This is a genomic window from Streptococcus parasanguinis, assembly GCF_015557775.1.
Lineage (GTDB): Bacteria > Bacillota > Bacilli > Lactobacillales > Streptococcaceae > Streptococcus > Streptococcus parasanguinis_AA.
In genome coordinates, this window is sequence record NZ_JADNOY010000006.1 from 22940 (window position 1) to 49589 (window position 26650).

A 26650-nucleotide genomic window follows, 5' to 3' on the forward strand; every position below is an offset into this window, starting at 1 on the left:
CTTCTTCTACCTCCTATTATACCCTATTTCTATTTTAGGAAACAATCTCTTATTCGACATCCACCAAGAGATCTTTTGGTTTCTTATGCAAGAGCCATTGTGAAGAAAGGATGGATACGAGAATCAAGAGGAGGCCGCCAACCAAAACAATTACCAACAATTGACTCGGTTGGATATCCATATGGAGGTCCGTCAGGGTCTTACTGAAGCTTTCTGCCTCAGCTCCTCCACCAAGGTTGGCTGCAGAGGATTCTTGAGCCATTTGTTTGGCAATGCCACTGGTTACGTTTTTGAGCACTGTATCTCCTACTGCTTTGGCAAGAAGACCTGCTACTCCATAGGAGAGGAGGAAGGCTGGAATGGAAATCATGACCAATTCTGCCACAAATTGCCCTGCAATCTGTACCTTAGAAAGCCCTAGAGCCAGTAAGATACCCACTTCTCTGCGACGGGCATTGAGCCACAAGACAAGGAGAAGGGTAAGAAGCAAGCTAGCAAAGATGAGGCTGCCGATAAACAAGTAGTTCGCTACTTGGAACATGCTGCTGATGGATTTTTGCAAAGCTGGGTAGTTGGAAGAGCTCTTAACCAAATCATAGTAATTCCATGGGATATCCAAGGCTTTGATTTTTTCGATCAAGGCATCCAGGTCCTGATCCCCTTTTGCAAAGAAGGTCGCATCTTCATAGGTAGCTGTTTGAACAGTATTGCCATAGAGCTTGGCAGCTGTATCTAGGTCAGAAATGAGGGTATCTTCATACAACTCTTGGGCGTAAGTTAGAGGAGCTTGGTTTTTCCCTGAGAACAGACCCTTAATGGTCACTTCGACGGTTTCATTGGCTCCTTTTTCATTGTCAGCATCATAGAGATTGGACTTGAGGCGCACCTTATCGCCTACCTTGAGGCCATTCTTTTTCGCCAAATCTTCGTGCATGAGGATTTGGTTTTTGTCTTTATCCGTCAGGTGCTCCCCTTGGACCAGCTTGTAGGCTCCAGAGACAAACTTATCTTCTTTTGAAGAGTCATTGACCCCTGTCACCATCAAGGTATTCTTGAAGTGCTTAGCCCGCTCTGGAGATTGATTTTGCAGGGTTTCTTCGGTTTCAATGATCTCGTGGTCTAGGATATCCGCGATTGCATTGATCCGCTTGATGGAGGAAGTGATCCCCTCTACCTGGCTGATTTTTTCGATATCTTCTCCTCTGAGATTCCCAGCTCCCCGAGGGGTTCCTGGATTGGTCCTGCGGTTGATCTGCATGGAGAAGCTATTGGTGATGGATCCCAGACTTTCCGATGAAGCTTTTTGGGTTGCACCCTTCATGGAGAGTCCGATCAAGCTCAAGGTCCCCATGAGGAGAATGATGGCAAAGAGCAAGAGGGACTTGGGCCATTTACGTGTGATATAAGCAAAAGCATTGCGCAACATAACATTCCCTCCTTACTTACTCTTCTCAACGAGGCTACGGCGACTCAATTCCAAGACCACATCGGAGGCCTCTGCCACTTCCTTACTGTGGGTGACGACGATGACACATTTTTGGCGTTCCTTGGCCAACTTCTTCAAAATGGCAATGATATCACCAGCTGTCTGTTCATCTAAGTTTCCTGTCGGCTCATCTGCTAAGATGACAGGTGCTTCTGAAACAAGCGCACGCGCAATGGCCACCCGTTGTTGCTGCCCGCCGGATAGTTGTAGGACATTGCGTTTGATTTGCGTTTCGTCCAATCCCAACTCCAAGAGAATGTCTTTCCCAGCTTGTTTGTTGACCAGGCGAACATTTTCAAGTGGCGTCAAATAGTCAATCAGATTGTAATTCTGAAAGACCAGGGAGACATGGTGCTTGCGGTGGTAGCTAGACCCTTTGGTCTGGATGTCCTCCCCATCAAAGAGAACCTGTCCCTTCTTGGGATTGTCCAGACCAGCCAAGAGGGATAGGAGGGTTGATTTCCCTGCTCCAGACTGACCGATAATGCTGTAAAAAGTCCCATTTTTGAACTGATAGTTCACGTCTGAGAAGATCTCTTCTTGGTAGCTTTGGTAACTATAGGATACATGTTTGAGTTCTAGCATATATGTCATTTCTCCTTAACTCATTTTTGTTAATATTTCTTTTGGACTCTTGCGCCAGATCATGCTGGTCGTTACACCGAGCGACAGAAGGATCAAGCACAAGAGGCTAGCATAGGCGATTCCTAAGGAAAGGCCTTGAGGGATTTGGTTGAGTAATTCTAGGGTCTGCTGTTGACCGGTCTGTCCGACAAACTGCTCTAAGAAACGATGGCTGACCATCCGCCCGATGAGAAAGGCTGGGATCACCGCTAGTAAGGATACCAGCACCACTTCCAAGAGGAACTGTCTAAAGATCCGGCCCTTGCTCTTCCCAATGGATAAGAGGACCCCGATTTCGTGGATCCGCTCCCGTGTCCAAAGACTGAGTAAGAGCGATAGGGCACCGGCTCCCGTCACTAGGAGGACGATCATCATGATCCGCACCAGGCCTTCTAGGGTCTGAGAGGATTCCTTCATCTGGTCAAAGGCCTTGCGATCTTCGACCACGCGTAGAGATTGCCAATCCAGATCCAAGCTTTTGACTTGCTTCAAGAGGGCATCGATTTTCTCAGGATCTTTGACGCCAAAGGTGACCTGGGTCACTTCTTGCTGACTGAGACCAAGTAGCTTAGTCGCATCCTCATAAGGGAGGTAGACTTGGTTTTCACTCAGATCAGAGGTCATCCCTGTGAATTTTTCCTGTTTCTTACCCGAAAAGATCCCTATGATTTTAAAGGTTTGCTCTTTGGCGGGAGTCTCCCCCATCTGAAAGCTGGATAAGGTCAAGGAATCTCCGACCTTTAGCTTGTTCTTCTTAGCCAACTCTTGGTGGATCAAGATCTGGCCGCGAGCCTTGTCGGATAAGTGCTTGCCTTGCACCAGTTGGAAACTGCTACTCCGGAAATCCAGGTGCTGGTCTGTCTTCTGGGTAAAGACAGCGCCTAGCGCTTGCTTGGCTTCCTGCCCCAAATCGTCTCGCTCCACCGACTGCTGTCCCGTCACCGCTTCTTTACCAAGAATGCGAACGGGACTTTCATATTGAGGAACCATAGCTCCCACCCCAGCTAGTTGCTGCACCTTTTCAGCTTCCTTCAGAGCAAAGGGAGTAGCCCCTTGCTTACTGGTCAGGGCAAAACTGGTCCCAGCCGACTGTTTGATATGGTCCTCCAACCTTTCACCCACTTGCATCAGTGAAAAACAGAAATACAAGCAAGAGAGGATCAAGAGGAGAATCAGAAAGAGAACCAGATTCCTCGTTCTTTTCCGAGAAATATAGGCGATTGCCTGTTGTAAGAGCATGATCTTACCCTCCATTTCAAGGTCCACGGCGATACAATGTGGACGCTTTCATCATTTGTTATAGTTATTATAGAAAAGAAATGTGAAATGTTTATGAAATAGAAAAAATTTCCTAGAAAAATCTAGGAAAACTGAACAGTCGTTTAGAGTTACTTTATCTATAGCCATAGAAAAAACCTTTGAAAAAGGATTTCTTTTCAAAGGTTTTATTTTCTTTTCTTTCTGATTTCTTTTTCAATGGCACTAGCAATTTTCTCCACCATATAGGCCGTCTGGAGATTGCGTAAGATCAAGAGGGCCCAAAAACATGCAAAGAGCATTTGACCCGCCATGGTCGCTTCATTGAAAAAATAAGTCTCCATAGCAGTAAAGACTGCTATCACTGCAAATTGTTTTCTATTCATAAAATTATTTTACCATGATTCAGTAAAAAATTCATGTATTAATCGTCTTGCAGAGTGATTTTATCGGATAAAAAGTGAAATTCCTCAGGAATGACACTTTCCTCTTCTTCTACCACTTCCGCTTTTTGCCCACGCGCCTTAGCCGAAAACTCTGCCCGAATTTGGGTCCATTCTTCCATCGAAACCGCTAAAATCTCTGGTGAGAAGCCAGCAGCATTGCTGAGGATATTTCCAAACATGGTATTGAGGTTGTCCCGCTTCATGGTCTGTTCAGCATTAAAGGCAGACTCAAAGGCTAAAATAGCGTGATTTTCATTGGCAGCGACCGGCTGGGATCCGATTAAGAGGGCCTTATCCGCACCTGCTAAGCTCTCGATAATTTCCCCCCAAGCGTTCTGAAGACGGATCAAGTTGGTCCGTGCCAACTCTGGGTTTTCAACCGCCTCTTGCAAGATCGCGTTGACCTTGTTTCGATCTGCACGGTAGCCCTTGCTCGACTTGGTTGGGCGAGCTACTGCTGGTTTTGAAGCAGGAAGACTGCTACCTGATTGCGCTAACTGTTGCTTGAGCTGTGCGACTTCCTTTTTTAAGTCTTGCAGCTGAGCTAGCACATTGGAAGGAACCTCCAGAGCAGCTGAGTTAGAAACTTGGCCTGTGCTTTCAGCCAATTTAATGGTCATCATTTCAGTATAGATACGCGGTTGCAGACTATTTTTGATATCCGCTAGACTAGTCGTCGCCTGGTCAATCAGAGCAAAAAGACGGGCTTGATCGGCTTCAAGATTCGCCGCAAATAAGTCACTAGCGTGAGTGTTTTCTCCGCCTGTCTGAACAATCAAGAGATCTCTCAGGTATTGAAGTAAGTCCGTGACGAAACGGGCCATATTCTTCCCATTATCAAAGATAATCGCCAGCTGATCCAGCGCCGCTGTCGCATCATGAGCCAGGATGGCAGCTACGTACTGATCGAGCGCAGCTAGGCTGATTGAGCCCGTAATCTCTTCAGCGATTGCTGTCGTCAACTCACTACCCGCAGTCAGACTCAGGGCTTGATCCAAAATGGACAAGGCATCCCGCATCCCACCTTCAGCGCACCGAGCGATAATCTGCACAGCATCTGCTTCATAGGCAATGCCTTCTGTAGCTAAGATACTTTCCAAATGATGAACGATATCCGGCAGTTTGATGGATTTGAATTCAAAGCGTTGCACCCGTGACAGAATGGTCGCAGGAATCTTGTGTAACTCCGTTGTTGCAAGGATAAAGACCACATTCTCTGTCGGCTCTTCCAGCGTCTTCAACAAGGCATTAAAGGCCCCTGTTGAAAGCATATGGACCTCATCGATAATGTAGACCTTGTGCTTGGCTAGACTCGGAGCATAGGTCGATTTGTCGCGAATATCGCGAATTTCATCGACCCCATTGTTGGACGCCGCGTCGATCTCAATGACATCTTCTAGGCTCCCATTGGTAATGGATTCACAGATATAGCAGTCGTTACAAGGCTCCCCATTGACTTGATTAGGACAGTTCATAGCCTTAGCAAAGATCTTGGCCACACTGGTTTTCCCAGTACCACGAGGACCAGAAAAGAGATAGGCATGGCTGATCTTCTCCTGCTCGACAGCCTGTCTCAATGTCCGTGCCACTACTTGCTGGCCGACCAATTGGCCAAAGGTCTGGCTCCGGTATTTCCGATATAAAGCTTGATACATTAGTTCTTAACCCCAAACATCTTAAAGTCCCAGTTTGTCTTATCGATCAAGAGAGCGACAAACTTTTCTAAATACTCCTGATCCAGCTGATCGTAGTCAGAGACACACTCCGAATCCAGGTCTAAAACTCCAAGGAGCTGACCGTCCTTGACCATAGGCACCACAATCTCACTCATAGCCCGACTATCACAGGAAATATAGTTGGGATGCTGGCGCACATCATCGACAATGATGGTTTCCTGCTTTTGAGCTGCTTCTCCACAGACACCCTTTCCAAGAGCGATATGGACACAAGAAACACCTCCCTGAAAAGGTCCCAAGATCAATTCCGATTGGTCATACAAATAAAAACCTGCAAAGACCGAACGAGGCAGGGCTTGATTTAAAAGCGCACTGGCATTGGAAAGATTAGCCAAGGCATTGGTTTCTCCCATTAAGAGAGCATCTAATTGAGCCAGCAAGAGCTGGTATTGTGATTCTTTTTCCGAATGTTTCATACCTTTCATTATACCAAATCTTTGCTCAAAAATTAAGCTTCAAACAACGAAAGAAAAGAGAGTGGGACAGAAATCGGTCATTCGTTAGAATTCGATTTCGTCGTCCCACCTCCGCACAGTTGAGCAGGACTGTAAAAGCTGATGAAATCAGCGTAGTAGAGCCCACTCAACCACTGCGTCTTGCTCGACAATCCAAAGATAATTGAGAGGCTAGGACTTTTGTCCCAGCCTCTGGAATATAGATAAGTTCTCTTAAAAACTTTCCTTAGGTGAGGACGGACGTCAGAAAGTTTCAATATATTCTGGATTCATTTTAAAAATGAAATTTCAGTTTTATTTCTTTGCAAAATCATTTAACTTATTTTTTAAAATCATTTTATCTATTCATGTCGTCGATTGAAGTGAAAGACTTCAAAATATTGAATGGCCCGGTAGATTAAAAAGATGGTCAAGATGATGGCCACCAGCCAAATCGTCTTTAGTCCATAAAACTGGATCAAGTAGGTCGAAAAGATGGCCCCACAGACGAAACTCCCGATCAGGCAGGTCATAAAGATGGCTTCCCAGAGGAATTTCATCTCCCTGTCTCTAACAAAATCTCCATAAGCTACCATGGTTTTCTTGAGATTTCCGGTCATAAAGGAGTGGTTGTAGGCATAGCCATCTACTTCTCCAAATGAGGTCGCTACGATTCCCAAACTCAGGCTAAAAAAAGGCACGATGAAGACATTTTTTACCGATGCTGGTAAAAATCCCGTCACCAATGTCGTGAGGATAAAGGGCACCAGGGTACTCAAGCGCCAGACTGAATTGTCAATCAAGCGACGTAAAACCGTCATCAAAAAGATTCCCAGCATAAAGGCCAGCATCGTGGCTAACTTCACTTCTACATCTGAGATCTGCTGGCCAATCAAACCAACCGATAGAAAGACCACATTTCCCGTCTGGCCTGCCGCCAAGGTCCCACCCCGACAAATAAAGGTATAAGCATCTGAAAAACCAGCACACATGGTCAATAAACAAGCGAACGCCTTGGTCCGCGAATGAAACTCCCTTTTCATTTCCATTCTCCCTAAGAAAAAGAGGGAGTGATACAGAACGTTCCCAAACGTCACGAGTACCACCCCCGCAAGGCTGATCCAGAAGTCTTCCAAGCTTAAATAGCAAAATCAGCCACTGCGTTATTCCGTCACTCCTCCTATCCGTAGACACTTGGTGACCAGTTGCCCTTCTTCTCTCTTTTTTTATTTTCCCTCACGCGCTTCGTTGAGGATTTTTTCAATCTTGGTTGTGATCAAATCAATCGCTACCGTGTTGGTCACTCCTTCAGGAATGATCACGTCCGCATAGCGCTTAGTTGGCTCAATGAACTGATGGTACATGGGCTTCACCACTCCAAGGTACTGCTCAATAACGCTATCGAGACTCCGTCCACGCTCCTCCATATCGCGCTTGATCCGGCGAATGATCCGCACATCATCATCCGTATCAACGAAAATCTTGATGTCCATCAAGTCCCGAAGACGCTTGTCTTCAAGAACTAAGATTCCTTCCACGATGAAAACATCTTGTGGTTCCTGACGATAGGTCTTGCTGCTGCGCGTATGTTCAGCATAGTCATAAGTTGGAATATCTACCGGACGACCCTCCAAGAGTTCATTGATCTGCGCAATCATCAAGTCCGTATCAAAGGCAAAAGGATGGTCATAGTTAGTCTTGATCCGCTCCTCAAAGGTCAAATGACTTTGGTCCTTGTAATAAGAATCATGCTCAATCATGGCAATCTTTTCATTCGGAAAATTGGCCAAAATGGCACGAGACACACTGGTCTTTCCACCACCAGAACCACCAGTAACACCAATAATAATAGGTCTATTTTGCATTTTCTACTCCATTACCTCTAGTTGTCTGAGAAGAAATAGACATCTCAGATACATCTTATCCATTTTACCATATTTTTGCCTAGACATGAATAGTTTTTCAGTCAGAAATTTGGAAACAAAAAGGACCTTGCGGTCCTTTCATTATTTCACTTTTTCTAATTTTGCGGCAAATTCATTACCACCACGTAAGACAAGTATATTTTTTCCACCGTTGACAGGTACGAAACAATAATTTGAATTAGCTTGTATATAGACTTCCTTAGCGCTCTTCACTTGATAGCCTTCTGATTTCACCGCTTCTTGAATGACTTCAAATGTGTGTTCAATTTCTTCTTTAGAAGTCGTGTCTCCATCATACTTTTCTGAATCAGCTAGAGAATAGAATGCGTAAGCCTTGCTATCGTAATACTTATCACTAATAATTCCATGATCTGAAATCTGAACAGTTGTATTATCTCCTTCTGTCACATTCTTCCATTTTCCAACCATGGCCTTTGGTGTTTCAACCTTGTGATAGACCAAATTATCTTCAAAGTTTCCTTTGTACGACTTATAAGTTTTCAAGTCGAATAAATCATTTCTTAAAATAATATTGCTTCCGTCTTTTTGGAGCAAGTTATAGCGTGTGTTCCCACCAGACTTAATAACAACAATTTCTGTTGTCTTCAGGTTAAATTTCTTATCGACATCCGCAAGTGAATGCAAGTCTGTCGAATTTAACAAAGAAAGTGCGGTATTAAATTCTTTTTTCGCTTCATTGCCCTTGAAAACCTTTTTGATGGTCTCGCTACCATTGACTTTTTGTTTCTTTCCACTTAGTTCATAAGTGATCGGACTAGAATCCGTATTTCTCAACCAAACACCATCTAGACTTGGCCCACCTGAAAAGAAAAAGAACCAAGCAAAGGCAATCACTGCGACAAGTCCCGCAACTGCAGCCCCAATTTGGGTTTGTTTATTAAAAGAAAATGTCAATTTTTTCGGTCTTGGAACAGGTTGTAAGGTTTTCGCCGATGGCTGCGGTTGGACAACAGCTGTTCGCTCTTGTGAAAGAGGTGCGCTAGGTGTAACAGGTGCTTCCTGAGCATGAGCCTGCGCTTCAGTGGCTGGAGCTGGTGCCTCAGTTGTTGGAGTCGGCGCTTCTTTTCGCTCTACGACAAACTCCCCTTTTTCACGCGCTTCTTGAAATTCTTGCATACTTGGCTTTCGACCATTGACCGCTTCAAAGTATTCAACCCAATCTTTTTGATTCATAACATCCCCCTTATTGATTTATCCTAAAAACTAATCATATTATACCACAAATCCATGGTTAATTTTATGATTTTCAGAAAATAAAAGAAAAGTCCAAGTAGTTTTTCTACTTGGACTTTCTTCCTTATTTCAAAACTTTTTGTGTTTTCGCGTAGTTGGCTTCTACAGCTTCTTTTTCAGCCTTCCACCAATCTTGGTGGTCTGTATACCACTTGATAGTGTCTTCCAAACCTGCTTCGAAGTTTGTGAATTGTGGTTCCCAACCCAATTCTTCACGCAATTTTGTTGAATCAATGGCGTAACGCAAATCGTGACCAGCACGGTCTGTGACACGGTCGTAAGCATCTTTTGGTTGACCCATTTTTTCAAGGATGAGTTCAAGCACTTCCTTGTTGTTCTTTTCACCATCAGCACCGATCAAGTAAGTTTCACCGATACGGCCTTTAGTGAGAATAGCCCATACACCCGTTGAGTGGTCGTTAGTGTGGATCCAGTCACGGACGTTCTTCCCTTCACCATATAGTTTTGGTTTGATACCAGACAAGATATTGGTAATTTGACGTGGGATGAATTTTTCGATGTGTTGGTATGGTCCGTAGTTGTTTGAACAGTTAGAAATGGTTGCCTTAACACCGAAGGAACGGACCCAAGCCTTCACGATCAAGTCTGAAGCAGCCTTGGTTGATGAATAAGGGGATGATGGGTTGTATTTGGTTTCAGCAGTGAATTTTTCACCAGGACCTTCACCATGTCCAGGAAGATCTTCACGCAATGGAAGGTCCCCATAGACTTCGTCTGTTGACACGTGGTGGAAACGAATATCGTACTTGCGAGCCGCTTCCAAAAGTGTGTATGTACCGATGAAGTTTGTGTGGATAAATGGTGATGGGTCGTTCAATGAATTATCATTGTGACTTTCAGCCGCGTAGTGAACAATCGCATCAGCCTTAGCAGCCAATTTATCAACCAATTCAGCGTCAGCAATGTCACCTACGACCAATTCAACACGGTCCCCAAGGATTTCTTCAATATTGGCACGGTTACCAGCGTAAGTGAGCTTGTCAAGGACAGTCACATGCACGTCTGGATGATTGTTGTAGACATAGTGTACGAAGTTTGAACCGATGAAACCAGCGCCACCGGTTACGATGATGTTTTTGTATTCAGTCATTTTTTCTCCAAAAAATTGTTTTTTCTTAATAGTTCCTTAAATCAATCTTTTTTTAGCTTTCCTTAGGTGAGTACGGACGTCAGCGAACTTCGAAGAAGTTCCATGACTAAGTTTTGAGCCTAGTGTCTCAAAACTTCCGAGCACCTGAAACACAATGGTTCAGGTGCTTTTCTCACGGCGGAAAGCTAAGCATATAGCTCGCTTCGCTCGTTTATAGCAAAGCTAAAAACTATATAATAATTTTCTTGATTGTTTTAAGAGCTTCATTTTTACAAATCCTCTGGTTTGAGGGGTTTAACGTCTTTGAGTAATGGGTGATTCTTGTCAGCTTCTGAAACTTCTACTTCTTCCAAGTTTTCCCATTGGATGTCTAGGCTTGGGTCTGCGTAATTAACAAATGCATATTTTGGCTTGAGCTCCAGTGCCCAGTAGTCATTAACCAAGTATGTATAGGCAACTTTGTCTGTCAAAACTTGGAACCCATTCGCTACACCGCGAGGGACGAAGATGCCTTTTGAAGCATCGATCACGGTTTGGTAGGTGTTCCCAAAGGTCTCACCTTCACGAAGGTCTACCCAAGTACCGAGAACCTTTCCTTCATCTGCTACAGAGATGTACTTGTCCCAAGGTTCTGCATGCAAGCCACGCAATACATTCTTACGAGAGAATGAAATGTTATTTTGCAACTTGCCTTCCGCAAAGAAGCTTTCTGGAAAACCAAGAGGAAGCATCTTCTCTTTTTGGAAGTTTTCCTTGAACCAACCACGGTTGTCCCCACGAACTGGAATATCAAACTCCATCAAACCTGGGATCGCTTCAATCTTGCGGGCTGCTAATTCTTTCTCGAAAAATTGTTCTGTCATTAAGCTTCTCCAATCAAACGGAGCAAATATTGTCCGTACTCGTTTTTCTTCAGTGATTGCGCTAATTCATGGACTTGTTCTTTGGTGATATAACCCATGCGATAGGCAATTTCCTCAAGGTTAGCTACTTGGACATTCTGAAGACGTTGAACAGTCTCGATATATTGAGAAGCCTGCAAGAGACTTTCATGAGTTCCTGTATCCAACCAAGCAAAGCCACGGCCCATGAGCTCAACAGAGAGATCTCCACGCTCCAAATATGCCTTGTTGACATCGGTGATTTCAAGCTCTCCACGAGGACTTGGTTTGATGTTTTTGGCAATCTCTACCACATCATTGTCATAGAAGTAAAGACCAGTCACCGCAAAGTTTGATTTCGGATGTTCTGGTTTTTCTTCGATAGAGATGGCATTCATATCCGCGTCAAACTCTACCACACCAAAGCGTTCCGGATCTTTGACTTGGTAACCAAAGACAGTCGCTCCTTTTTCCTTCGCTTCTGCCCGTTGCAACATCTTGGTTAAGCCGTTTCCGTGGAAGATATTGTCCCCAAGGATGAGGGCAACATGATCGTCACCGATAAAGTCTTCTCCGATGATGAAGGCTTGCGCCAAGCCATCTGGACTTGGTTGCTCTGCATAAGAGAGAGAAATTCCTAGTTCAGAACCATCTCCAAGAAGCTCTTCAAAACGAGGTAGGTCTTGAGGCGTCGAGATGATCAGGATATCTTTGATCCCAGCCAACATAAGGGTTGACAGCGGATAGTAGATCATTGGTTTGTCATAAATGGGCATCAACTGCTTAGAAGCCGCACGTGTCAATGGATACAAGCGAGTTCCTGAGCCCCCTGCTAAAATAATACCTTTCATAATGTTAGGCCTTTCTACGTAGTCATTACCCTTATTTTATCATGTTTATATAAAAAAGTCACCTTGCATTTGTGTTACAAGGTGATGACAGGTTATCCCAAACCGACGTCTAGGATCATCATAATGACAAAGCCAACCATGAGACCAAGGGTCGCAACGTCTGTGTTGCCATTTGTCTGGGAATCTGGGATCAACTCTTCAACCACTACGAAGATCATCGCCCCTGCCGCAAAAGAAAGGGCATAAGGCAAGATGGCTGTCATGGATAGGACTGCCACAGCTCCTAGGAGGGCTCCGATGGGCTCGACGATGGCTGACATAGATCCCCAATAAAAGGCATTGAGACGGGATTTTCCATCCGTCCGGATTGGGATTGAAAGAGCAGCCCCTTCTGGGATATTTTGCAAGCCAATCCCAATGGCCAGGTCAACCGCCCCGATAAAGGCTTCTGGACTTGGATTGCTAGCCAGAGCTCCAAAGGCTACTCCGACTGCTAAGCCTTCTGGAAAATTATGAATGGTAATGGCGAGAAAAAGGAGGATTGTTTTAGACAACTTCTTCTCCCGCGGCGTATGGATACTCTCAGCCTCATCAATCTCCTTCGTCATATGAAGGAGAGGGACGATGGCGTCGATCAAACGGAGGAAAAAACCTCCAGCTAAAAAACCGATAGCCGCTGGCAACCAAGCCAAGCTCCCATAGGAGAGTTTTCCACATACTCAATCGACGGTTGCAAGAGGGACCAAAATGACGCCGCAATCATGACCCCTGCCGCAAAGCCCATCATGATGTCCAGTAACTTACGACTGATATGCTTGAAGAAAAAGACGATGGCTGACCCGACAATGGTACAGCCCCATGTAAACAATCCTGCGAGAAAGGCCTGTAAGACCACGGATTGCGATTGAAACCAATTCATAACAACTCCCATTTTCTCGATGATTCACTTCTTCTATTCTACTATTTTTAGCCAAATTACGGAAGGTCTTTCGAAAAAAAGAGAGTGGGACAGAAATCGGTAATTCGTTAGAATTCGATTTCGTCGTCCCACCTCCGCACAGTTGAGTAGGGCTGTAAAAGCTGATGAAATCAGCGTAGTAGAGCCCACTCAACCACTGCGTCTTGCTCGACAATCCAAAGACAGTTGAGAGGCTAGGACTTTTGTCCCAACCTACTTCTTCACATACTGTTCAACTGGATAATCTGCTGGATCTAAGCGCAGATTTCCTCCTACCACGAGTTGGGCTAGGTGCCAACCAATGAGGGGACCTGTTGTGAGGCCAGACGAACCAAGTCCACTAGCGACATAGAGACCTGCTTGATCGGGAACAGCTCCCCAGAACGGTGAAAAGTCACTGGTGTAGGCCCGCGTACCCACGCGCTCCCCGATAACTTCCGCTTGAGCGAGTTCTGGATAGTAGGCCAAGGCTTCTGTTTCCATCTGATTTAACAAAGCCTGATTCACTGTCAGGTCAAAGCCCATCTCATTTTCATGGGTGGCTCCCATACTGATCTTACCCTTCTGAAAGGGAATGATATCCAGCTCTCCTTCCGGCATGACCACTGGATAATCAGCAATATCTCGGTCTAGCTGATAATCCCTCAACTGTCCTTTTTGAGGACGGACATCAACTTGGTAGCCAAGTGGCTCGAGCATTTGACCCAACCAGGCTCCTGTTGCCAGGATGACTTTGTCATAGCTTTCTCCTGCTATCTGAAAACCATCCTCTGTAATAGCCAAAGCAACCTCTTCCTGGATCACTCGTGCGCCACTTGCCTTCAGAAGAGTTTCTGTCAGAAGAGCTCCTTCTACATGGGCTCCACCTGAGGCATAAAGGAGCTGTTCAAAGCCTTGTAGACCTGGGAATTGTTGGCACACTTCTTCTTTGTTTAAAATCGCTAAGTCTCCGATCAAGGGAGATTCTTCCCGACGACTCAGTGCCAACAGATAAAGTTCGTCTAATTTGTCCTCCTTTTTCTTGAGGAGATAGACGCCGGTCTGCTGGTAAAAATCTGTTTTAATTCCGTCCTTGGCCAGGTCCTCTACCAATTCTTGGTAGAAATCAGCCCCCAGACGAGCAAGACGATACCAAGCCTTATTCCGCCGTTTAGAAAACCAGGGACTGATAATACCTGCTGCTGCCTTGGTTGCTTGGCCGACTCCATGGTCATAGACGGTCACATCCACCTGTGCTTCTTTAGATAAATAATAGGCTGCAGTGGATCCCACGATCCCTGCACCGATAATGGCAACTTTCATCATGACCCCTTAGATATGATAAAAAGGATTGGTGCTGGCTTGACTGCCAATCACTTCAATCTCCCAGGCTTCCTCAGCCTTCCACTGATTGAGCTTTTCTACTAGTTTTGACACAAAGAGAACTTCGATATGGTGACCTGGGTCCAAGGCCAAGAGCCCATCGCTCAGCATGTCCTGAGCCGTGTGATAGTAGATATCTCCGGTGATATAGACCTCTGCTCCCTTGGCGAGAGCATCCTTGTAAAAGGACTGGCCACTTCCTCCACAAATAGCGACGCGCTCGATGACCCGATCCAAATCCGCCTGGTCATAGCTAACCAAGCGCAAAGCATCTAAACCAAAGGTTTCTTTAACCTTGCTAGCCAACTGACCAAAGGTTTGGGTAGCTACCCGACCGATCCGGCCGATTCCGAATCCCTCCCCTGTCATACTGAGGGGCTCTGTATCTTCAATGTCCAAGAGCTGGCAGAACCAATCGTTGAGCCCATCTGGGACAATGTCAATATTGGTATGGCTGACATAGACCGCGATATCGTGCTTGATCAAATTGATATAGATCTGATTTTGAGCCCGATCAGCTACCAAATCCTTGATGGGACGGAAAATCGGCGCGTGCTTGACGATGATCAAGTCCACCCCATGAGCGATAGCTTCCGCCACCGTCTGCTCGCGGATATCTAAGGCCACCATGACCTTATGGATGTCTTTTTGCAAAGTGCCGACCTGTAGCCCACGGACATCTCCGTCCATGGATAGTTCCTGAGGACAGTAGGCTTCATAGCGTTTGATGACTTCACTTGCTAACATGTAGAACCTCCTTGATTTGTGAGATGCGCTCTTCTAACGATGCTCTGGCCGATTGATTTTCAGCTGGGACCTGCTCCAAGGCAAAGGCTAATTTCTCTACTTCCTTGGACCACTTTTGGACAAAGGCTGGAGCTTGTTCCCGCATCAAATAGGGACCAAAATGCAGTTCCTTGGCTGTCAACTCTTGAGAACCCTGTTCCACCACGAGGATCTCATAGAACTTCTCATTTTCTTCCAAGATCGCTTCATCAACAATGTGGAAATCATGGTCGACTAACCAAGCCCGCAGTTCATCTTCACGATTATTGGGCTGTAGGACCAAGCGAGAGACATTGGCTAATTTCTCAAGACCTGCGGCTAGGATGTCTGCAATCAAGCGTCCTCCCATACCAGCAATGGTGATACAGGAAATGCCGTCTGCTGGTTCAAAGGCAGCCAAACCATTGGCCAGGCGGACCTCAATCTTGTCCTCTAAACCATTATCGGCGACATTTTGGAGGGCAGATTGATAAGGCCCCTCTACCACTTCACCAGCAATAGCAGCCTCAATCTTGCCTTCTTGTAAGAGGGCGATTGGCAGATAAGCATGGTCACTCCCCACGTCCAACAGACGAGCTCCAGCTGGGACGAAGCTAGCCACCAAGTCCAATCGATTTGATAATTTTGTAAATTCCATGTGCTACTTTCTATACTTTTATTCCACCCTTTAGTATACCATGTTTGCACCATTAAAAAAAGGCGCAACGGCGCCTTGTCTATTATGGAAAGGTATTACTTTAGACTTTCCTTAGGTGAGTCCGGACGTCAGCGAACTTCTTCAAAGTTCCATGACTAAGTTTTGAGTCTAATGTCTCAAAACTTCCGGGCACATGAAACTTATACGTTTCATGTGCTATACTCACGGCGGAAACTCTCGCTATCATCCTCAACAAGCCGATATTAGACTTTAGTCAATTTCCTTATAGTCTACTTCCAAGCCTCGTTGCACTGCTGGGCGATTGGCAATTTTCTCTGTCCAAGCTTGCAGATGCTTATATTCCTTCACATCTAAGAAAATTCCTGCACGGTCCCAGACCTTGTCTTGGGCTAGACGGCCATACCAAGACCAGATGGCGATATCTGCAATGGTATAGTCATCTCCTGCGATATAAGGTTTAGTGGCCAGTTCCTTGTCCAGTAGGTCCAATTGACGTTTGGCTTCCATGGCAAAGCGATTGATGGCATACTCGATTTTTTCAGGAGCATAGTGGAAGAAATGCCCAAAGCCTCCACCTAAAAATGGCGCAGCCCCTGTCTGCCAGAAGAGCCAGTTGAGCACTTCTGTCCGTTTAGCCCGATCAGTCGGGATTAATTTGCCAAATTTCTCGGCTAGATACAGGAGGATATTAGCTGATTCAAAGACACGAATGTCTTGATCGCCTGATTGATCTAACATGGCCGGAATTTTCGAGTTAGGATTGATGGCTACAAAGTCACTTCCAAACTGATCTCCCTCGCCAATCTTGATCCGATAAGCGTCATAGCCTGCATCCACTCCCAGCTCTTTGAGTTCCTCCAACATAATGGTGGCCTTGATCCCATTGGGTGTTGGAAGGGTATAGAGTTGGAAAGGCTGGTCGCCTTTTGGAAGGGTTTGTTCAAAGCGGGCACCTGCTGTTGGTTGGTTCAAGCCACCCCAGGCTCCTCCCATTTGGCTCGGTGCTTCCCATACTTCTGGTAATTGATAATCTGACATCTCTTTTCTCCTTTGTCTATGTTACTACTAGCATATCAAATCCAATCGCTAGTTTCAAAAATCTGCTACGCTGGCTTTACTTGACTTTTCTTGGCAAAATGATAGTATAGAAAAAATACATTTTGAAGGAGAAAAAACATGTCCACGATCGACTTTCATAGTTTGGCAAAGACAGAACTACACTGCCACTTAGACGGTTCCTTGTCTCTTCCGACCATTCGCCAATTGGCAGCCATGGCCAATATTGACCTCCCTGCTAGCGATGAGGAGCTCAAGCACCATGTCACTGCACCTGCCCACTGTGAGAATCTTTTGGACTATTTGGAGGCCTTTGACTACATTCGCCCTCTCCTTCAAACCAAGGAAGCCTTGACCCTTGCTGCTTACGATGTGGCCAAGCAAGCTGCTTTGGAAAATGTCGTCTACATTGAGGTTCGTTTTGCCCCAGAATTGTCCATGGACCAAGGGCTCACTGTTCCAGAAACAATCGATGCTGTCTGTGAAGGACTGCGCCAAGCCCAGGATGAATTTGGCATTGTTGCAAAAGCCTTGGTCTGTGGCATGCGCCAGTCCGATCAAGAAGTCACATCTCGCATTCTTGCAGAAGCCAACCAAGTTAGTGATCAGGATTTTGTTGGTTTTGACTTTGCCGGGGATGAGCACAACTACTCTCCAGAAGATATTCGACCTCTAATTGAGCAAGTCAAGAGTTACCATCGGCCCATGACGCTTCACGCAGGTGAGTGTCATTGCCCACACTTTGTTGCCCAATCGATTGCATTTGGTATCAAACGCAATGGCCACGTGACAGCTCTATCTCATGAACCGGACTTACTCCAATCCTTTATTGAAAATGGGGTCACTGGTGAACTCTGCTTGACCAGCAACTTACAGACAAAAGCAGCACCGAATATAGAAGATTTTCCTTATTTGAAGATGAAGGCGGCCGGAGCTCGGATCAGTATCAATACCGATAACCGGACTGTATCTGATACCGATCTTACCAAGGAATATGCCCTCTACCATCAGCGCTTCCAAACCAAGGAAACTGACTTTTACCAGCACAATGTCGATGCCATCCAGGCTTCCTTTGCTAGTGAAGAGGAAAAACAAGAACTCCTTACCAAACTAAAAAAAGCCTACGCGGACTATCTATAAACAAAAAATGCTAGCAATATATGACTGCTAGCTTTTTGAATGGTTAAAAAATATTTTTTCAATTAAGAACCTATTTGTTTCAGTAAAAGTAATGTCTTATTTTTATATTATTCAAGTATAAACTAAAAATTTTCCGCCGTGAGAAAAGTGCCTGAAACGTAATTGTTTCAGGCACTCGGGAGTTTTGAGACCTTAGGCTCAAAACTAAGTCATGGAACTTCTTCGAAGTTCTCTGACGTCCTTAATCACATAAGGAAAGTTTCTAGGAAAACTTTACCTTCCTTCTGCAGCTAGCACTCAATTAAGTACTAGTTTTTTTAATCCTTCCACAAATCCATGGCCTTCAAGAAATCGTCTGAAACGGTCACATTGCGTGGGTTGGCTTGCTCGCGTTCTTGTAGTTTCGCCTCTACTTGGGCCAGGCTGTTAATGCCTTCACTGCGCCAGTTTCGCAAAATAGCTTGGATATATTTCCAGTGAGGCTTGCCGTTAAAGACAGCTTCTCGTAGGGCTGCCTTGATCACGTCTGGATCTGTCTGATCCTCGCGCACAGTCTTGGTCAAGTCTTCAATCTCAAAAGGTGTCAAGAGTCGTCCCAGTTCTTGTTGGAAGGTTTCCACCAAGTCCTTGATGACATTTCCCTTGGCAGGAGCACTCTGTGTCTTCCCTTGTGTCTGAGCCTCTAAAATTTCATCCAAGCGTTCCAGGGCAATGGTCGCATCAAAGATGGCTTCAATCTCGCCATTGAGCTCAATAGTCCGGTATTGGAGGAGTCCCTTGGTGGTCAAATTGGACATGATACGATTGACCTCTGTCACGGTTTTTCCTAGATGACTGGCAATCTGATTGGGAGTCAAGGTCTCTTGACCGGTCGTATTTTGAAGGAAGAAAAACTGCCAAACCAAGTAGTCATCTGCTTGGTCAAATAACTCATGATAATGAAAAAGTAAGGCACTTGGAAGAACCAAGTTGCCATACTTAAATGCTTGTGAATATGTCATAATTCCCCTTTATAGGTAACCATAAAATGAAATATCTTTTTCCAATTCTTCCAAGCGGTAAGGTGTTTCTTGATAAACCGCATAGTTGATCCAATTACTAAAGAAGGTCGTCGCAGCAAGATTCCAACGAATGCGAGGTTCTGTATTGGCATCATTCTCATCAAAGTAATTTTTTGGAAGGGCTGGATCCAAGCCTGCCTTGACATCTCGGTGGTATTCTTTCGCCAGCGTATCGCGATCATACTCCAGATGGCCAAAGCTATACACCTCACGCATGTCCGGACTAGCAATGATGGACAACCCAACCTCATTTCCCTGAGCGATCACCTGAAGATTACTCTTTTCCAGAACTTCCTTCAAAGGAATATCGGTATAGCGGGAATGAGGGGCAAGGAAACGGTCGTCAAAGCCTCTCATGAGAAGACTCTCAGGACGCACCACTACCTGGTCATAGATGCCAGATAATTTGTCACAGAGCTCAACTTTTTGAATCCCGTAACGGTGGTACAGACCAGCCTGGGCTCCCCAACAGAGGTGCAGGGTAGAAAAAACATGACGCTTGGCCCATTCAAAGACCTGGGTCAACTCTTCCCAGTAGTCCACTTCCTCAAAGTCCATCTTTTCGACAGGCGCCCCCGTCACAATCAAGCCGTCATAGTAATTATCCTTGATATCCTCAAAAGTCTTGTAAAAACTCTCCATATGCTCGGCCGCTGTATTTTTAGACTTATGGCTCGCCATATAGAGGAATTCTACATTGATCTGCAAGGGCGTATTGGCCAGGAGGCGTAGCAGTTGAGTCTCAGTTGCTTCCTTAGTCGGCATGAGATTCAAAATCAGAACATTTATAGGACGAATATCCTGGTGAGTTGCTCGAACATCATCCATGACAAAAATATTTTCTGAACGAAGGATATCGACTGCTGGTAATTTTTTATCTAGAGTAATTGGCATAAAAAGCTCCCATCTTACAAGTTCTTAACTAACATTATATGATAGGAGCTTATAGTTTTCAATTATGGTTTTTCTGTAGCCAGTTATAGTATTAGACTATATTAGTAATGCATCAAGACTTTGTAGTCGTAATCGCCGATCGCTTCGCGACCTTTCAATTCATCCAACTCGATCAAGAAGGCACACCCTGCAACGACGCCACCGAGTTTTTCGATCATTTCGATGGTTGCTTTAACGGTACCACCCGTAGCCAAAAGGTCATCAACGATGAGGACGCGTTGGCCTGGTTTGATGGCATCTGCGTGCATGCAGAGGGTATCCACACCGTATTCTTTTTCGTAGTCAGCAGAAATAACTTCACGTGGCAATTTACCAGGCTTACGAACAGGCGCAAAACCAATACCGAGCTCAAAAGCTACCGGACATCCAACGATGAACCCACGCGCTTCAGGACCAACGATCATGTCGATTTTCTTATCCGTTGCGTATTGAACGATTTCACGAATCGCATAACTATAAGCATTACCATCTGCCATCAAAGGGCTGATATCACGGAAGGTAATTCCTTCTTGTGGATAGTTTTCAATGCTTGCAATGTAATCTTTTAAATTCATGGTTAACTTTCTTTCATAAAAAATTTTTTACATTCCATTATATCATGAATTCTACTAACTTGCATCATTTTTTGCCAAATCATTTTCCCAAGCTCCCGCGTCAAAAGCAAAAATCCCACATCCGAGAAATGATGTGAGATTGGATTCCCAAAAAAACTTACTATTCTTCTATCAATTTGTTGTACTCGATTTTCATATCTCCCAAGTTTTTCAGGGAATAACGGGAACTTCCATTTTTGAACCAGGTACCAAGGATGTATTGCTCGGCCACTTTCTTACTTTGCTTTTTCAACCAAGTCCGGTCTTTGCCATAGGTGGCAAGTTGATCAAGGAGTTGCTGGCCCTCGTAGGTAGTATCTTCTTTAGAAAGGTAGACCTCCTTCTGAAAAAACAGCTTTTTTGACGAGTCGTATTTAAATATAAATCCGAGTGTCACACCTTTTTCCAATTTAAAATCATACATATAGGTCCAGTTGGGAGTTCCTCTAAACATCATCACGGACTGGTCTTCGTTTCCATCAACAATTCCTTTTGAATAAGGGTAGGTTTGAAATCCCTCATCTTCTTTCCAGATACCATCATTTCCTATCGTTTCTGTAAAGGGCTTAAACATCACATAGCGCATCATCCCACCATTTTCGGAGTAGTTAATTTCTTCCATGGGGTTCTTCAAGCTCAGGTAGATTCCCAACCAATAAAGGCAAAAAAGTAGGATAGGAGTGAGCCAGAGAAATTTTTTTAGGTGTTTTTTCATGAGGCCTGACCTGTCAGGTAGTCGTAGATTTCACGAACCGTTCCAAGGGCCATCAACTCCTGTTCTTTAACGGTTTGTTTGAGGTTTTGGTAGATGCTGCTCTCTGCGATTTCTCGTTTTTCTGCTTCTTTATTGACCTTCATGATGCCATTTTCAATGGTCACGAAGCCCAGCTCTTGGAAGATCTGAATCATTTTGACCAAGAGGATCTGCTGGATCTTGAGATAGGCTGCTAGGTCTTTGAGTTTGTAGCGGACATCAAACTCTGGGTACTGGTAGATGGTCTTATAGAGCTTGGCATACTGGTCCCTGCTACCGTATCCTGTCAGATAGTAGGCTTTGGAGATCTCATTTTTGAAATAGACGGCTTGCAAATCATGCTCTTGGAAGATTTGCCGTAGTTGCTCTATATCCTCTGGGATATTTCCAACCACCACAGCGGATGCCCCAGATAGATCTGGCAATTCTTTAGTAAAATCCAGAACGGGAACACCTGCGGGGAGGCTGACATTTTTAGAGCGGATATTAAAGAGCTGCACGCCGTCCACACGCGCATCAACCAACATGAGCTGAAGGGTTGTTTGGCCATTCCATTGGTTGACCGACAACTGCACGGCTAGCTCTAGGTCTTGCGCTTGCGCAAACTCTGCCTCTAAACTTCCCAAGCCAAAGGCAACCACCTCAAAGGTCGCATCTTCTTGAGAGATCTTGAGTTTCAAGTGGGTATTGCCAGCTCCCATCGAGCGTGCCCCTTCTACCTTGAAATTACGGACCAGAAAGACTGGTTTTTTATTGTCCATGCCAAAAGGGCTCAAGCGATCAAAGTTTTTCAAGGTCTCAAGCGTTAGTTCTGTTAGATGTAGTTCCTCATCGATGGCTAAGGTGGACTTGCTACTGAGATCAATCTCTTGCTCTCGAATATAATCCGTAAGGGCCTGAGACAAGGAAGGGAGTTGGTCCACATCTAAGGTCATCCCTGCTGCACCGGCATGCCCGCCAAAGGCGACAAAGAGCGACCGGTGGGGAGCGAGGGCATCAAAGATATTGACCGACTCAGGACTCCGAGCGCTTCCTTTAGCACGCCCATCTTCGATGCTTAAAACAACTACTGGCTGATGAAGCTCTTCTAATAGACGGCCAGCTACAATACCAAGGACCCCTGGATTCCAGCCTTCCTTGGCCAAGACTTGGGCGGACAAGCTCGGATCGACCATAGTTTTAGCTTCGTCATAGATGCTTTGGACAATTTCTTTACGTTCTTCATTCTTTTGATGAATCATGAGGGCAATCTCGTGCGCCTCTTCATCGTCAAATCCTGTCAGGAGTTCAATGGCCGGATTGGGATCATCGAGGCGTCCAAGGGCATTGAGACGAGGAGCAATCTGAAAACCAACTGTTTCTTCATTGATATCCTCCGGACGAATCCCTGCGATCTCCAAGAGTTCCTGCAAGCCCATGCGCTGGGTATGTTGGAGAACACCCAGGCCGTATTTGACCAGAATCCGATTCTCATCTGTCAGGCTGACCATGTCAGCAATGGTCCCAATTGCTACCAGGTCTAAGAGATCGACTGGTACTTCCTCTAGGAGGGCACAGGCCAACTTAAAGGCCACACCACATCCTGCTAGATAATGGAAGGGATAATCCGCATCTGGATGCTCCGGATGGATGATCGCATAAGCATCCGGCAAGTCCTCTGGCATCGAGTGGTGGTCCGTCACGATAACATCAACCCCCATTGCTTGAGCCATGGCAATGGCTTGATTGCCCGCCACACCATTGTCCACCGTGACAATCAGGGAAATGCCTTGCTGCTCGATAAAGTATTTGTAGACACTCTCATTGGGACCATAGCCGTCTGTGAAGCGGTTGGGTAGGTAGACTTGCACCTCTGCTCCCATCTGCTCCAAAGTTTCCTTCATAATAGAGGCCGAAGTCATCCCGTCCGCATCATAGTCACCATAAATCAAGATTTGCTCATAATCTTCGATGGCCCGTCGGATGCGCCCCACTGCCTTGTCCATATCATGGAGCAAATAAGGGTCGTGTAGCTTCTCCAGCTTGGGTTCTAAAAAGTCTTCTAAATCCTCTTTGGTCTGAATACCACGCTCATACAGCAAGGTTGCTACAGATGCTTCTAGGCCTGCTTTTTTGGCAAGGGCTAAAAAGGCCTCATCTGCACTTGGCGAAGCTAACTGCCAATCGTATTTTGAAGTGATCATCTAGCTTTTGGTCTCCTCTTTTTCCTATCTGAATATTATAACATGAAAGGCTAAAATGGCGGGAAATAAACGATTTTTTTGGTATAAAATCATTATGACAAAACAGTATAATAAAATAGTGTTTTTTCTTTGACTTTATTACTATATATTAGTACAATGGACTTGTTTGGTAATACTAAAAATTAGGAGGAATTATGAAAAAACCAATTTTAGTTGTTTTTTCATTGCTAGCTGCTGTGCTTTTACTGTTTGTAGCAGGAAGTAAAGTAACACAAGCAAAAGAATTAACAACCCAAGTAAAGATAACCCAAGCAAAATTGGACGGAGATCAAATCTCTTACCACTGGGAAATCGAAACTGGCGTAGAAATAGGTGATACCTTTAAAATTTCTATGCCAGAAGACGTCAAATTCGCTTCTTCTGCCTTCAATTCAATGAAGAACGAAAAGGGAGAAGAGATCGCAACTGGTAAAGTCTCAGACGACGGAAAGACCCTAACCATCACCTTTGTTAAAGGTGGAAATAAAGGGGCTGAAGGAAATGTCTCCTTCTATTACAAATGGGATAAAGACAATACGACCGGAAAAGATCAAGAACGAACGATTAAAATCGGTACCGAATCCGTTATCGTTAAACGTTCTGGACAGGGCCCAGTTCCATTATTACTTCCAATTAAAAAGTACAATTCTGGTGCTACTGATAATACTAATTTACAACATGCTCAGAAAATTTGGGGACCAACAGGAATTCCTGACTGGAGAGATACTTTAACAGTAACTGATGAACAAGCAGATGGGTTTTTAACTTGGCATATCTCAGTAAATAATGCTGTCGATAAACAAGCACCTGCATCAAGCATTGTCTTTACTGACCAAATGCCTAACCTTCCATCACTTGATTTTAGCCGTATTAAATCTGCTAAAGGACAAGATGTTGCTCAATACTTTAAGGGAGGAACTTATCTTCCTGCTTCATTTGACTTGAGGGTTAATGGAAAAACTTTTGTTGCCAATGGAGTCCCAATGGCTGGCCTTGGGTTAGAACCATATATTGAGTGGACTGAACACGGATTTAAACTTGATCTAACTAAGATTAGTGACCAATTTAAAAATGCATCAACAGATGTAATTACTCTTTCTTACCAAACACTGTTGCAACATGCTGATCAAATTAAGAGTGTTACTAATGTAGCTAGCCTAAAAAGTGATCAACACCAAGAAAGTGTTTCAAAAGAAAACACTTGGGTGAATAAAGCTGCCTCAGCCGATGCTAAAGTTTTCAATAGCGAACCAACTATTAGCCCGGTTTCAGCAAATCTTGTTGTAAAAAAAGCTTTCGAAGTAGCCAGTGATCAGGAACATACACAACTTCCGATTACAGAAGGTCAATTTGAGTTTGTCTTGAAAGATGAAAATAATACGGTAGTTGAAACTGCTAAAAACAAAGCAGATGGCACTGTTAACTTTAATTCTCTGACCTTCAATAAAGAAGGAACACATACTTATACCATTACCGAAAATAAAGGTACAGATGCTAGTATCAACTATAGTACACAAGTCGTTAAAGCTACAGTTGATGTGAAAAAAGTAAATGATGAACTCGTTGCTAGTGTCACTTACTCAGGTGGAGATGGTGAACAAAAAAATACGATCACCAATACTCAAAACAAACCAAAAGTTTCAAATGCTAAGGTGACCTTAAACCTTAAAAAAGCATTTGAAGGTGGTGAACTCAAGGGCGATGACTTTGAATTTGTTGCAAAAGATGCAAACGATAAAGTTGTTGCTACAGCTAAGAACCAAAAAAATGGTTCGATTACTTTTGATAACATCACTGTAGATAAAGCAGGGACATTCAAATATACGATCACTGAAACAAAAGGTACGGACAAAACCATTACCTACAGTGATAAAACCATCACAGCTACGGTTGTAGTGGTTGAAAAAGACAATGCCTTGGTTGTAGAACAAGCCACCTACTCTGATGGTCAAACTGGCACAGATACGTTCACCAACAAAAAAGAAGCTCCTAAAACAGAAAGTGTAAAAGCTACACTTCAAGTGAACAAGCTCCTTAAAGAAGGTGAAACATCCTTACCGTTGACAGACGATCAATTTGAATTTGTCTTGAAAGAAGGAAACAATACCCTTGAAACTGCCAAGAACAAGGCAAATGGTACTGTAACCTTTAAGGACCTTTCTTATAGTGAAGAAGGAACACATACTTATACCATTACCGAAAATAAAGGTACGGATGCTTCTATCAACTATAGCACACAAAGCATCACGGCTACTGTCGATGTGAAGAAAGCAAACGACAAACTCGTCGCTACTGTGACTTACTCAGGTGGGGATGCTGAAAAAGGAGATACGTTTACAAATACGAAAACACCTCCAACTCCTGTTCCTCCAACAGTGAAACCAACGACAGCTCAATTCAAGGCTAAAAAAGTATTGGCGATCAATGGTTCGAGCGATCGTACATTGAAAGCAAATGAGTTTACTTTCCTTCTCAAGGATCAAAATGGTACGCTCGTTGATACCAAGACAAATGGTGAGAATGGTGATATTCTCTTCAATCCAGTAACCTTTAATGAAGCTGGTACTTTCACCTACACAATCGTTGAACAAAAACCAGCTACACCGGAATCAGCGATTACTTATGATGAATCTGTTCATACTGTAACAGTGACTGTCACAAAAGATGAAACTGGACAATTGAATGCGGATGTGCAATACGACGGTAAGAAGGATACTCCTACTTTTACCAACACTTATACACCTCCAGCGCCTGTTCCTCCAACAGTGAAACCAACGACAGCTCAATTCAAGGCTAAAAAAGTATTGGCGATCAACGGTTCGAGCGATCGTACATTGAAAGCAAATGAGTTTACTTTCCTTCTCAAGGATCAAAATGGTACGCTCGTTGATACCAAGACAAATGGTGAGAATGGGGATATTCTCTTCAATCCAGTAAGCTTTAATGAAGCTGGTACTTTCACCTATACAATTGTTGAACAAAAACCAGCTACACCAGAATCAGCGATCACTTATGATGAGTCTGTTCATACTGTAACAGTGACTGTCACAAAAGATGAAACTGGACAATTGAATGCGGATGTGCAATACGACGGTAAGAAA

Annotated in this window: 23 protein-coding genes and 1 pseudogene; 2 read left to right on the plus strand and 22 right to left on the minus strand. The window is 44.4% G+C overall.

All coding sequences use genetic code 11. From position 1 onward, the window contains the following. Nucleotides 1-49: 49 nt before the first annotated feature. The 17 genes and pseudogenes from I2F76_RS08130 to yghU all read right to left on the minus strand — a co-directional run bounded on the left by I2F76_RS08130 (nt 50) and on the right by yghU (nt 16807). Entirely contained in the window at nt 50-1426 is a 1377-nt protein-coding gene (locus I2F76_RS08130) for an ABC transporter permease (RefSeq protein ID WP_195487623.1), read from the minus strand. A gap of 12 nt (nt 1427-1438) precedes the next feature. After that, nucleotides 1439-2080 (minus strand): ABC transporter ATP-binding protein, encoded by a 642-nt coding sequence (locus I2F76_RS08135; protein WP_049472614.1) that lies wholly within the window; start codon nt 2078-2080, stop codon nt 1439-1441. Nucleotides 2081-2086: 6 nt separating this feature from the next. Continuing rightward, nucleotides 2087-3349: an ABC transporter permease gene (locus I2F76_RS08140; RefSeq protein WP_155169522.1), complete on the minus strand. Its 1263-nt coding sequence runs from the start codon at nt 3347-3349 to the stop codon at nt 2087-2089. 206 nt (nt 3350-3555) lie between these two features. Beyond that, on the minus strand, nt 3556-3753 hold the full coding sequence (locus tag I2F76_RS08145) for a DUF3272 family protein (protein ID WP_003002577.1): 198 nt from the start codon (nt 3751-3753) through the stop codon (nt 3556-3558). 38 nt (nt 3754-3791) lie between these two features. Next, complete coding sequence (gene dnaX, locus I2F76_RS08150) at nt 3792-5468, minus strand: DNA polymerase III subunit gamma/tau (protein ID WP_195487624.1); 1677 nt, start codon at nt 5466-5468, stop codon at nt 3792-3794. Then, nucleotides 5468-5965 carry a GAF domain-containing protein gene (locus I2F76_RS08155; RefSeq protein ID WP_070466698.1) on the minus strand — a complete coding sequence of 166 codons (498 nt, stop codon included), beginning with the start codon at nt 5963-5965 and terminating at the stop codon, nt 5468-5470. Before I2F76_RS08155 ends, dnaX begins: the two co-directional genes overlap by 1 nt. A gap of 380 nt (nt 5966-6345) precedes the next feature. After that, on the minus strand, nt 6346-7026 hold the full coding sequence (locus tag I2F76_RS08160; RefSeq protein WP_031576960.1) for a YoaK family protein: 681 nt from the start codon (nt 7024-7026) through the stop codon (nt 6346-6348). A gap of 183 nt (nt 7027-7209) precedes the next feature. Further along, nucleotides 7210-7848: a uridine kinase gene (gene udk / locus I2F76_RS08165; protein ID WP_003002524.1), complete on the minus strand. Its 639-nt coding sequence runs from the start codon at nt 7846-7848 to the stop codon at nt 7210-7212. 141 nt (nt 7849-7989) lie between these two features. After that, nucleotides 7990-9102, minus strand: a complete 1113-nt coding sequence (locus tag I2F76_RS08170; RefSeq protein ID WP_195487625.1) for a hypothetical protein — start codon at nt 9100-9102, stop codon at nt 7990-7992. Between the two features lie 124 nt (nt 9103-9226). Continuing rightward, on the minus strand, nt 9227-10273 hold the full coding sequence (gene rfbB / locus I2F76_RS08175; RefSeq protein ID WP_049515463.1) for a dTDP-glucose 4,6-dehydratase: 1047 nt from the start codon (nt 10271-10273) through the stop codon (nt 9227-9229). A 269-nt stretch (nt 10274-10542) separates the two neighbouring features. Further along, complete coding sequence (locus tag I2F76_RS08180) at nt 10543-11136, minus strand: dTDP-4-dehydrorhamnose 3,5-epimerase family protein (protein ID WP_045759620.1); 594 nt, start codon at nt 11134-11136, stop codon at nt 10543-10545. Beyond that, nucleotides 11136-12005, minus strand: a complete 870-nt coding sequence (gene rfbA, locus I2F76_RS08185; RefSeq protein WP_003002772.1) for a glucose-1-phosphate thymidylyltransferase RfbA — start codon at nt 12003-12005, stop codon at nt 11136-11138. Before rfbA ends, I2F76_RS08180 begins: the two co-directional genes overlap by 1 nt. Nucleotides 12006-12097: 92 nt before the next feature. Beyond that, nucleotides 12098-12924, minus strand: a pseudogene (locus tag I2F76_RS08190) (ZIP family metal transporter). Between the two features lie 252 nt (nt 12925-13176). Further along, entirely contained in the window at nt 13177-14268 is a 1092-nt protein-coding gene (locus tag I2F76_RS08195; protein ID WP_045759621.1) for an NAD(P)/FAD-dependent oxidoreductase, read from the minus strand. A 6-nt stretch (nt 14269-14274) separates the two neighbouring features. Continuing rightward, nucleotides 14275-15072, minus strand: coding sequence for a Nif3-like dinuclear metal center hexameric protein (locus I2F76_RS08200; protein WP_195487626.1), 798 nt, complete (start codon nt 15070-15072; stop codon nt 14275-14277). Continuing rightward, nucleotides 15059-15748: a tRNA (adenine(22)-N(1))-methyltransferase gene (locus I2F76_RS08205; protein WP_195487627.1), complete on the minus strand. Its 690-nt coding sequence runs from the start codon at nt 15746-15748 to the stop codon at nt 15059-15061. Before I2F76_RS08205 ends, I2F76_RS08200 begins: the two co-directional genes overlap by 14 nt. A gap of 270 nt (nt 15749-16018) precedes the next feature. Next, nucleotides 16019-16807, minus strand: a complete 789-nt coding sequence (gene yghU / locus I2F76_RS08210; RefSeq protein WP_049475298.1) for a glutathione-dependent disulfide-bond oxidoreductase — start codon at nt 16805-16807, stop codon at nt 16019-16021. Between the two features lie 138 nt (nt 16808-16945). Between yghU and add the strand changes: the two genes are divergently transcribed. After that, nucleotides 16946-17965, plus strand: a complete 1020-nt coding sequence (add, locus tag I2F76_RS08215) for an adenosine deaminase (RefSeq protein ID WP_045759625.1) — start codon at nt 16946-16948, stop codon at nt 17963-17965. Nucleotides 17966-18282: 317 nt separating this feature from the next. Here add and I2F76_RS08220 read toward each other — a convergent pair whose 3' ends face one another. The 5 genes from I2F76_RS08220 to recJ form a co-directional block, all read right to left on the minus strand. Further along, nucleotides 18283-18966, minus strand: a complete 684-nt coding sequence (locus I2F76_RS08220; protein WP_045759626.1) for a DnaD domain-containing protein — start codon at nt 18964-18966, stop codon at nt 18283-18285. Nucleotides 18967-18975: 9 nt separating this feature from the next. Then, a complete protein-coding gene (metA, locus tag I2F76_RS08225) occupies nt 18976-19920 on the minus strand; it encodes a homoserine O-acetyltransferase MetA (RefSeq protein ID WP_061591464.1) in 945 nt (314 codons plus the stop codon). Between the two features lie 101 nt (nt 19921-20021). Next, nucleotides 20022-20534 (minus strand): adenine phosphoribosyltransferase, encoded by a 513-nt coding sequence (locus I2F76_RS08230; RefSeq protein ID WP_003007878.1) that lies wholly within the window; start codon nt 20532-20534, stop codon nt 20022-20024. A 160-nt stretch (nt 20535-20694) separates the two neighbouring features. Next, nucleotides 20695-21288 (minus strand): TipC family immunity protein, encoded by a 594-nt coding sequence (locus I2F76_RS08235; protein WP_155172178.1) that lies wholly within the window; start codon nt 21286-21288, stop codon nt 20695-20697. Beyond that, nucleotides 21285-23510, minus strand: coding sequence for a single-stranded-DNA-specific exonuclease RecJ (gene recJ / locus I2F76_RS08240; protein ID WP_195487628.1), 2226 nt, complete (start codon nt 23508-23510; stop codon nt 21285-21287). The genes I2F76_RS08235 and recJ overlap by 4 nt, the downstream gene beginning before the upstream one ends. A gap of 194 nt (nt 23511-23704) precedes the next feature. Here recJ and I2F76_RS08245 point away from each other — a divergent pair. Continuing rightward, a partial coding sequence (locus I2F76_RS08245) for a Spy0128 family protein (protein WP_195487629.1) occupies nt 23705-26650 on the plus strand: 2946 nt, incomplete at its 3' end.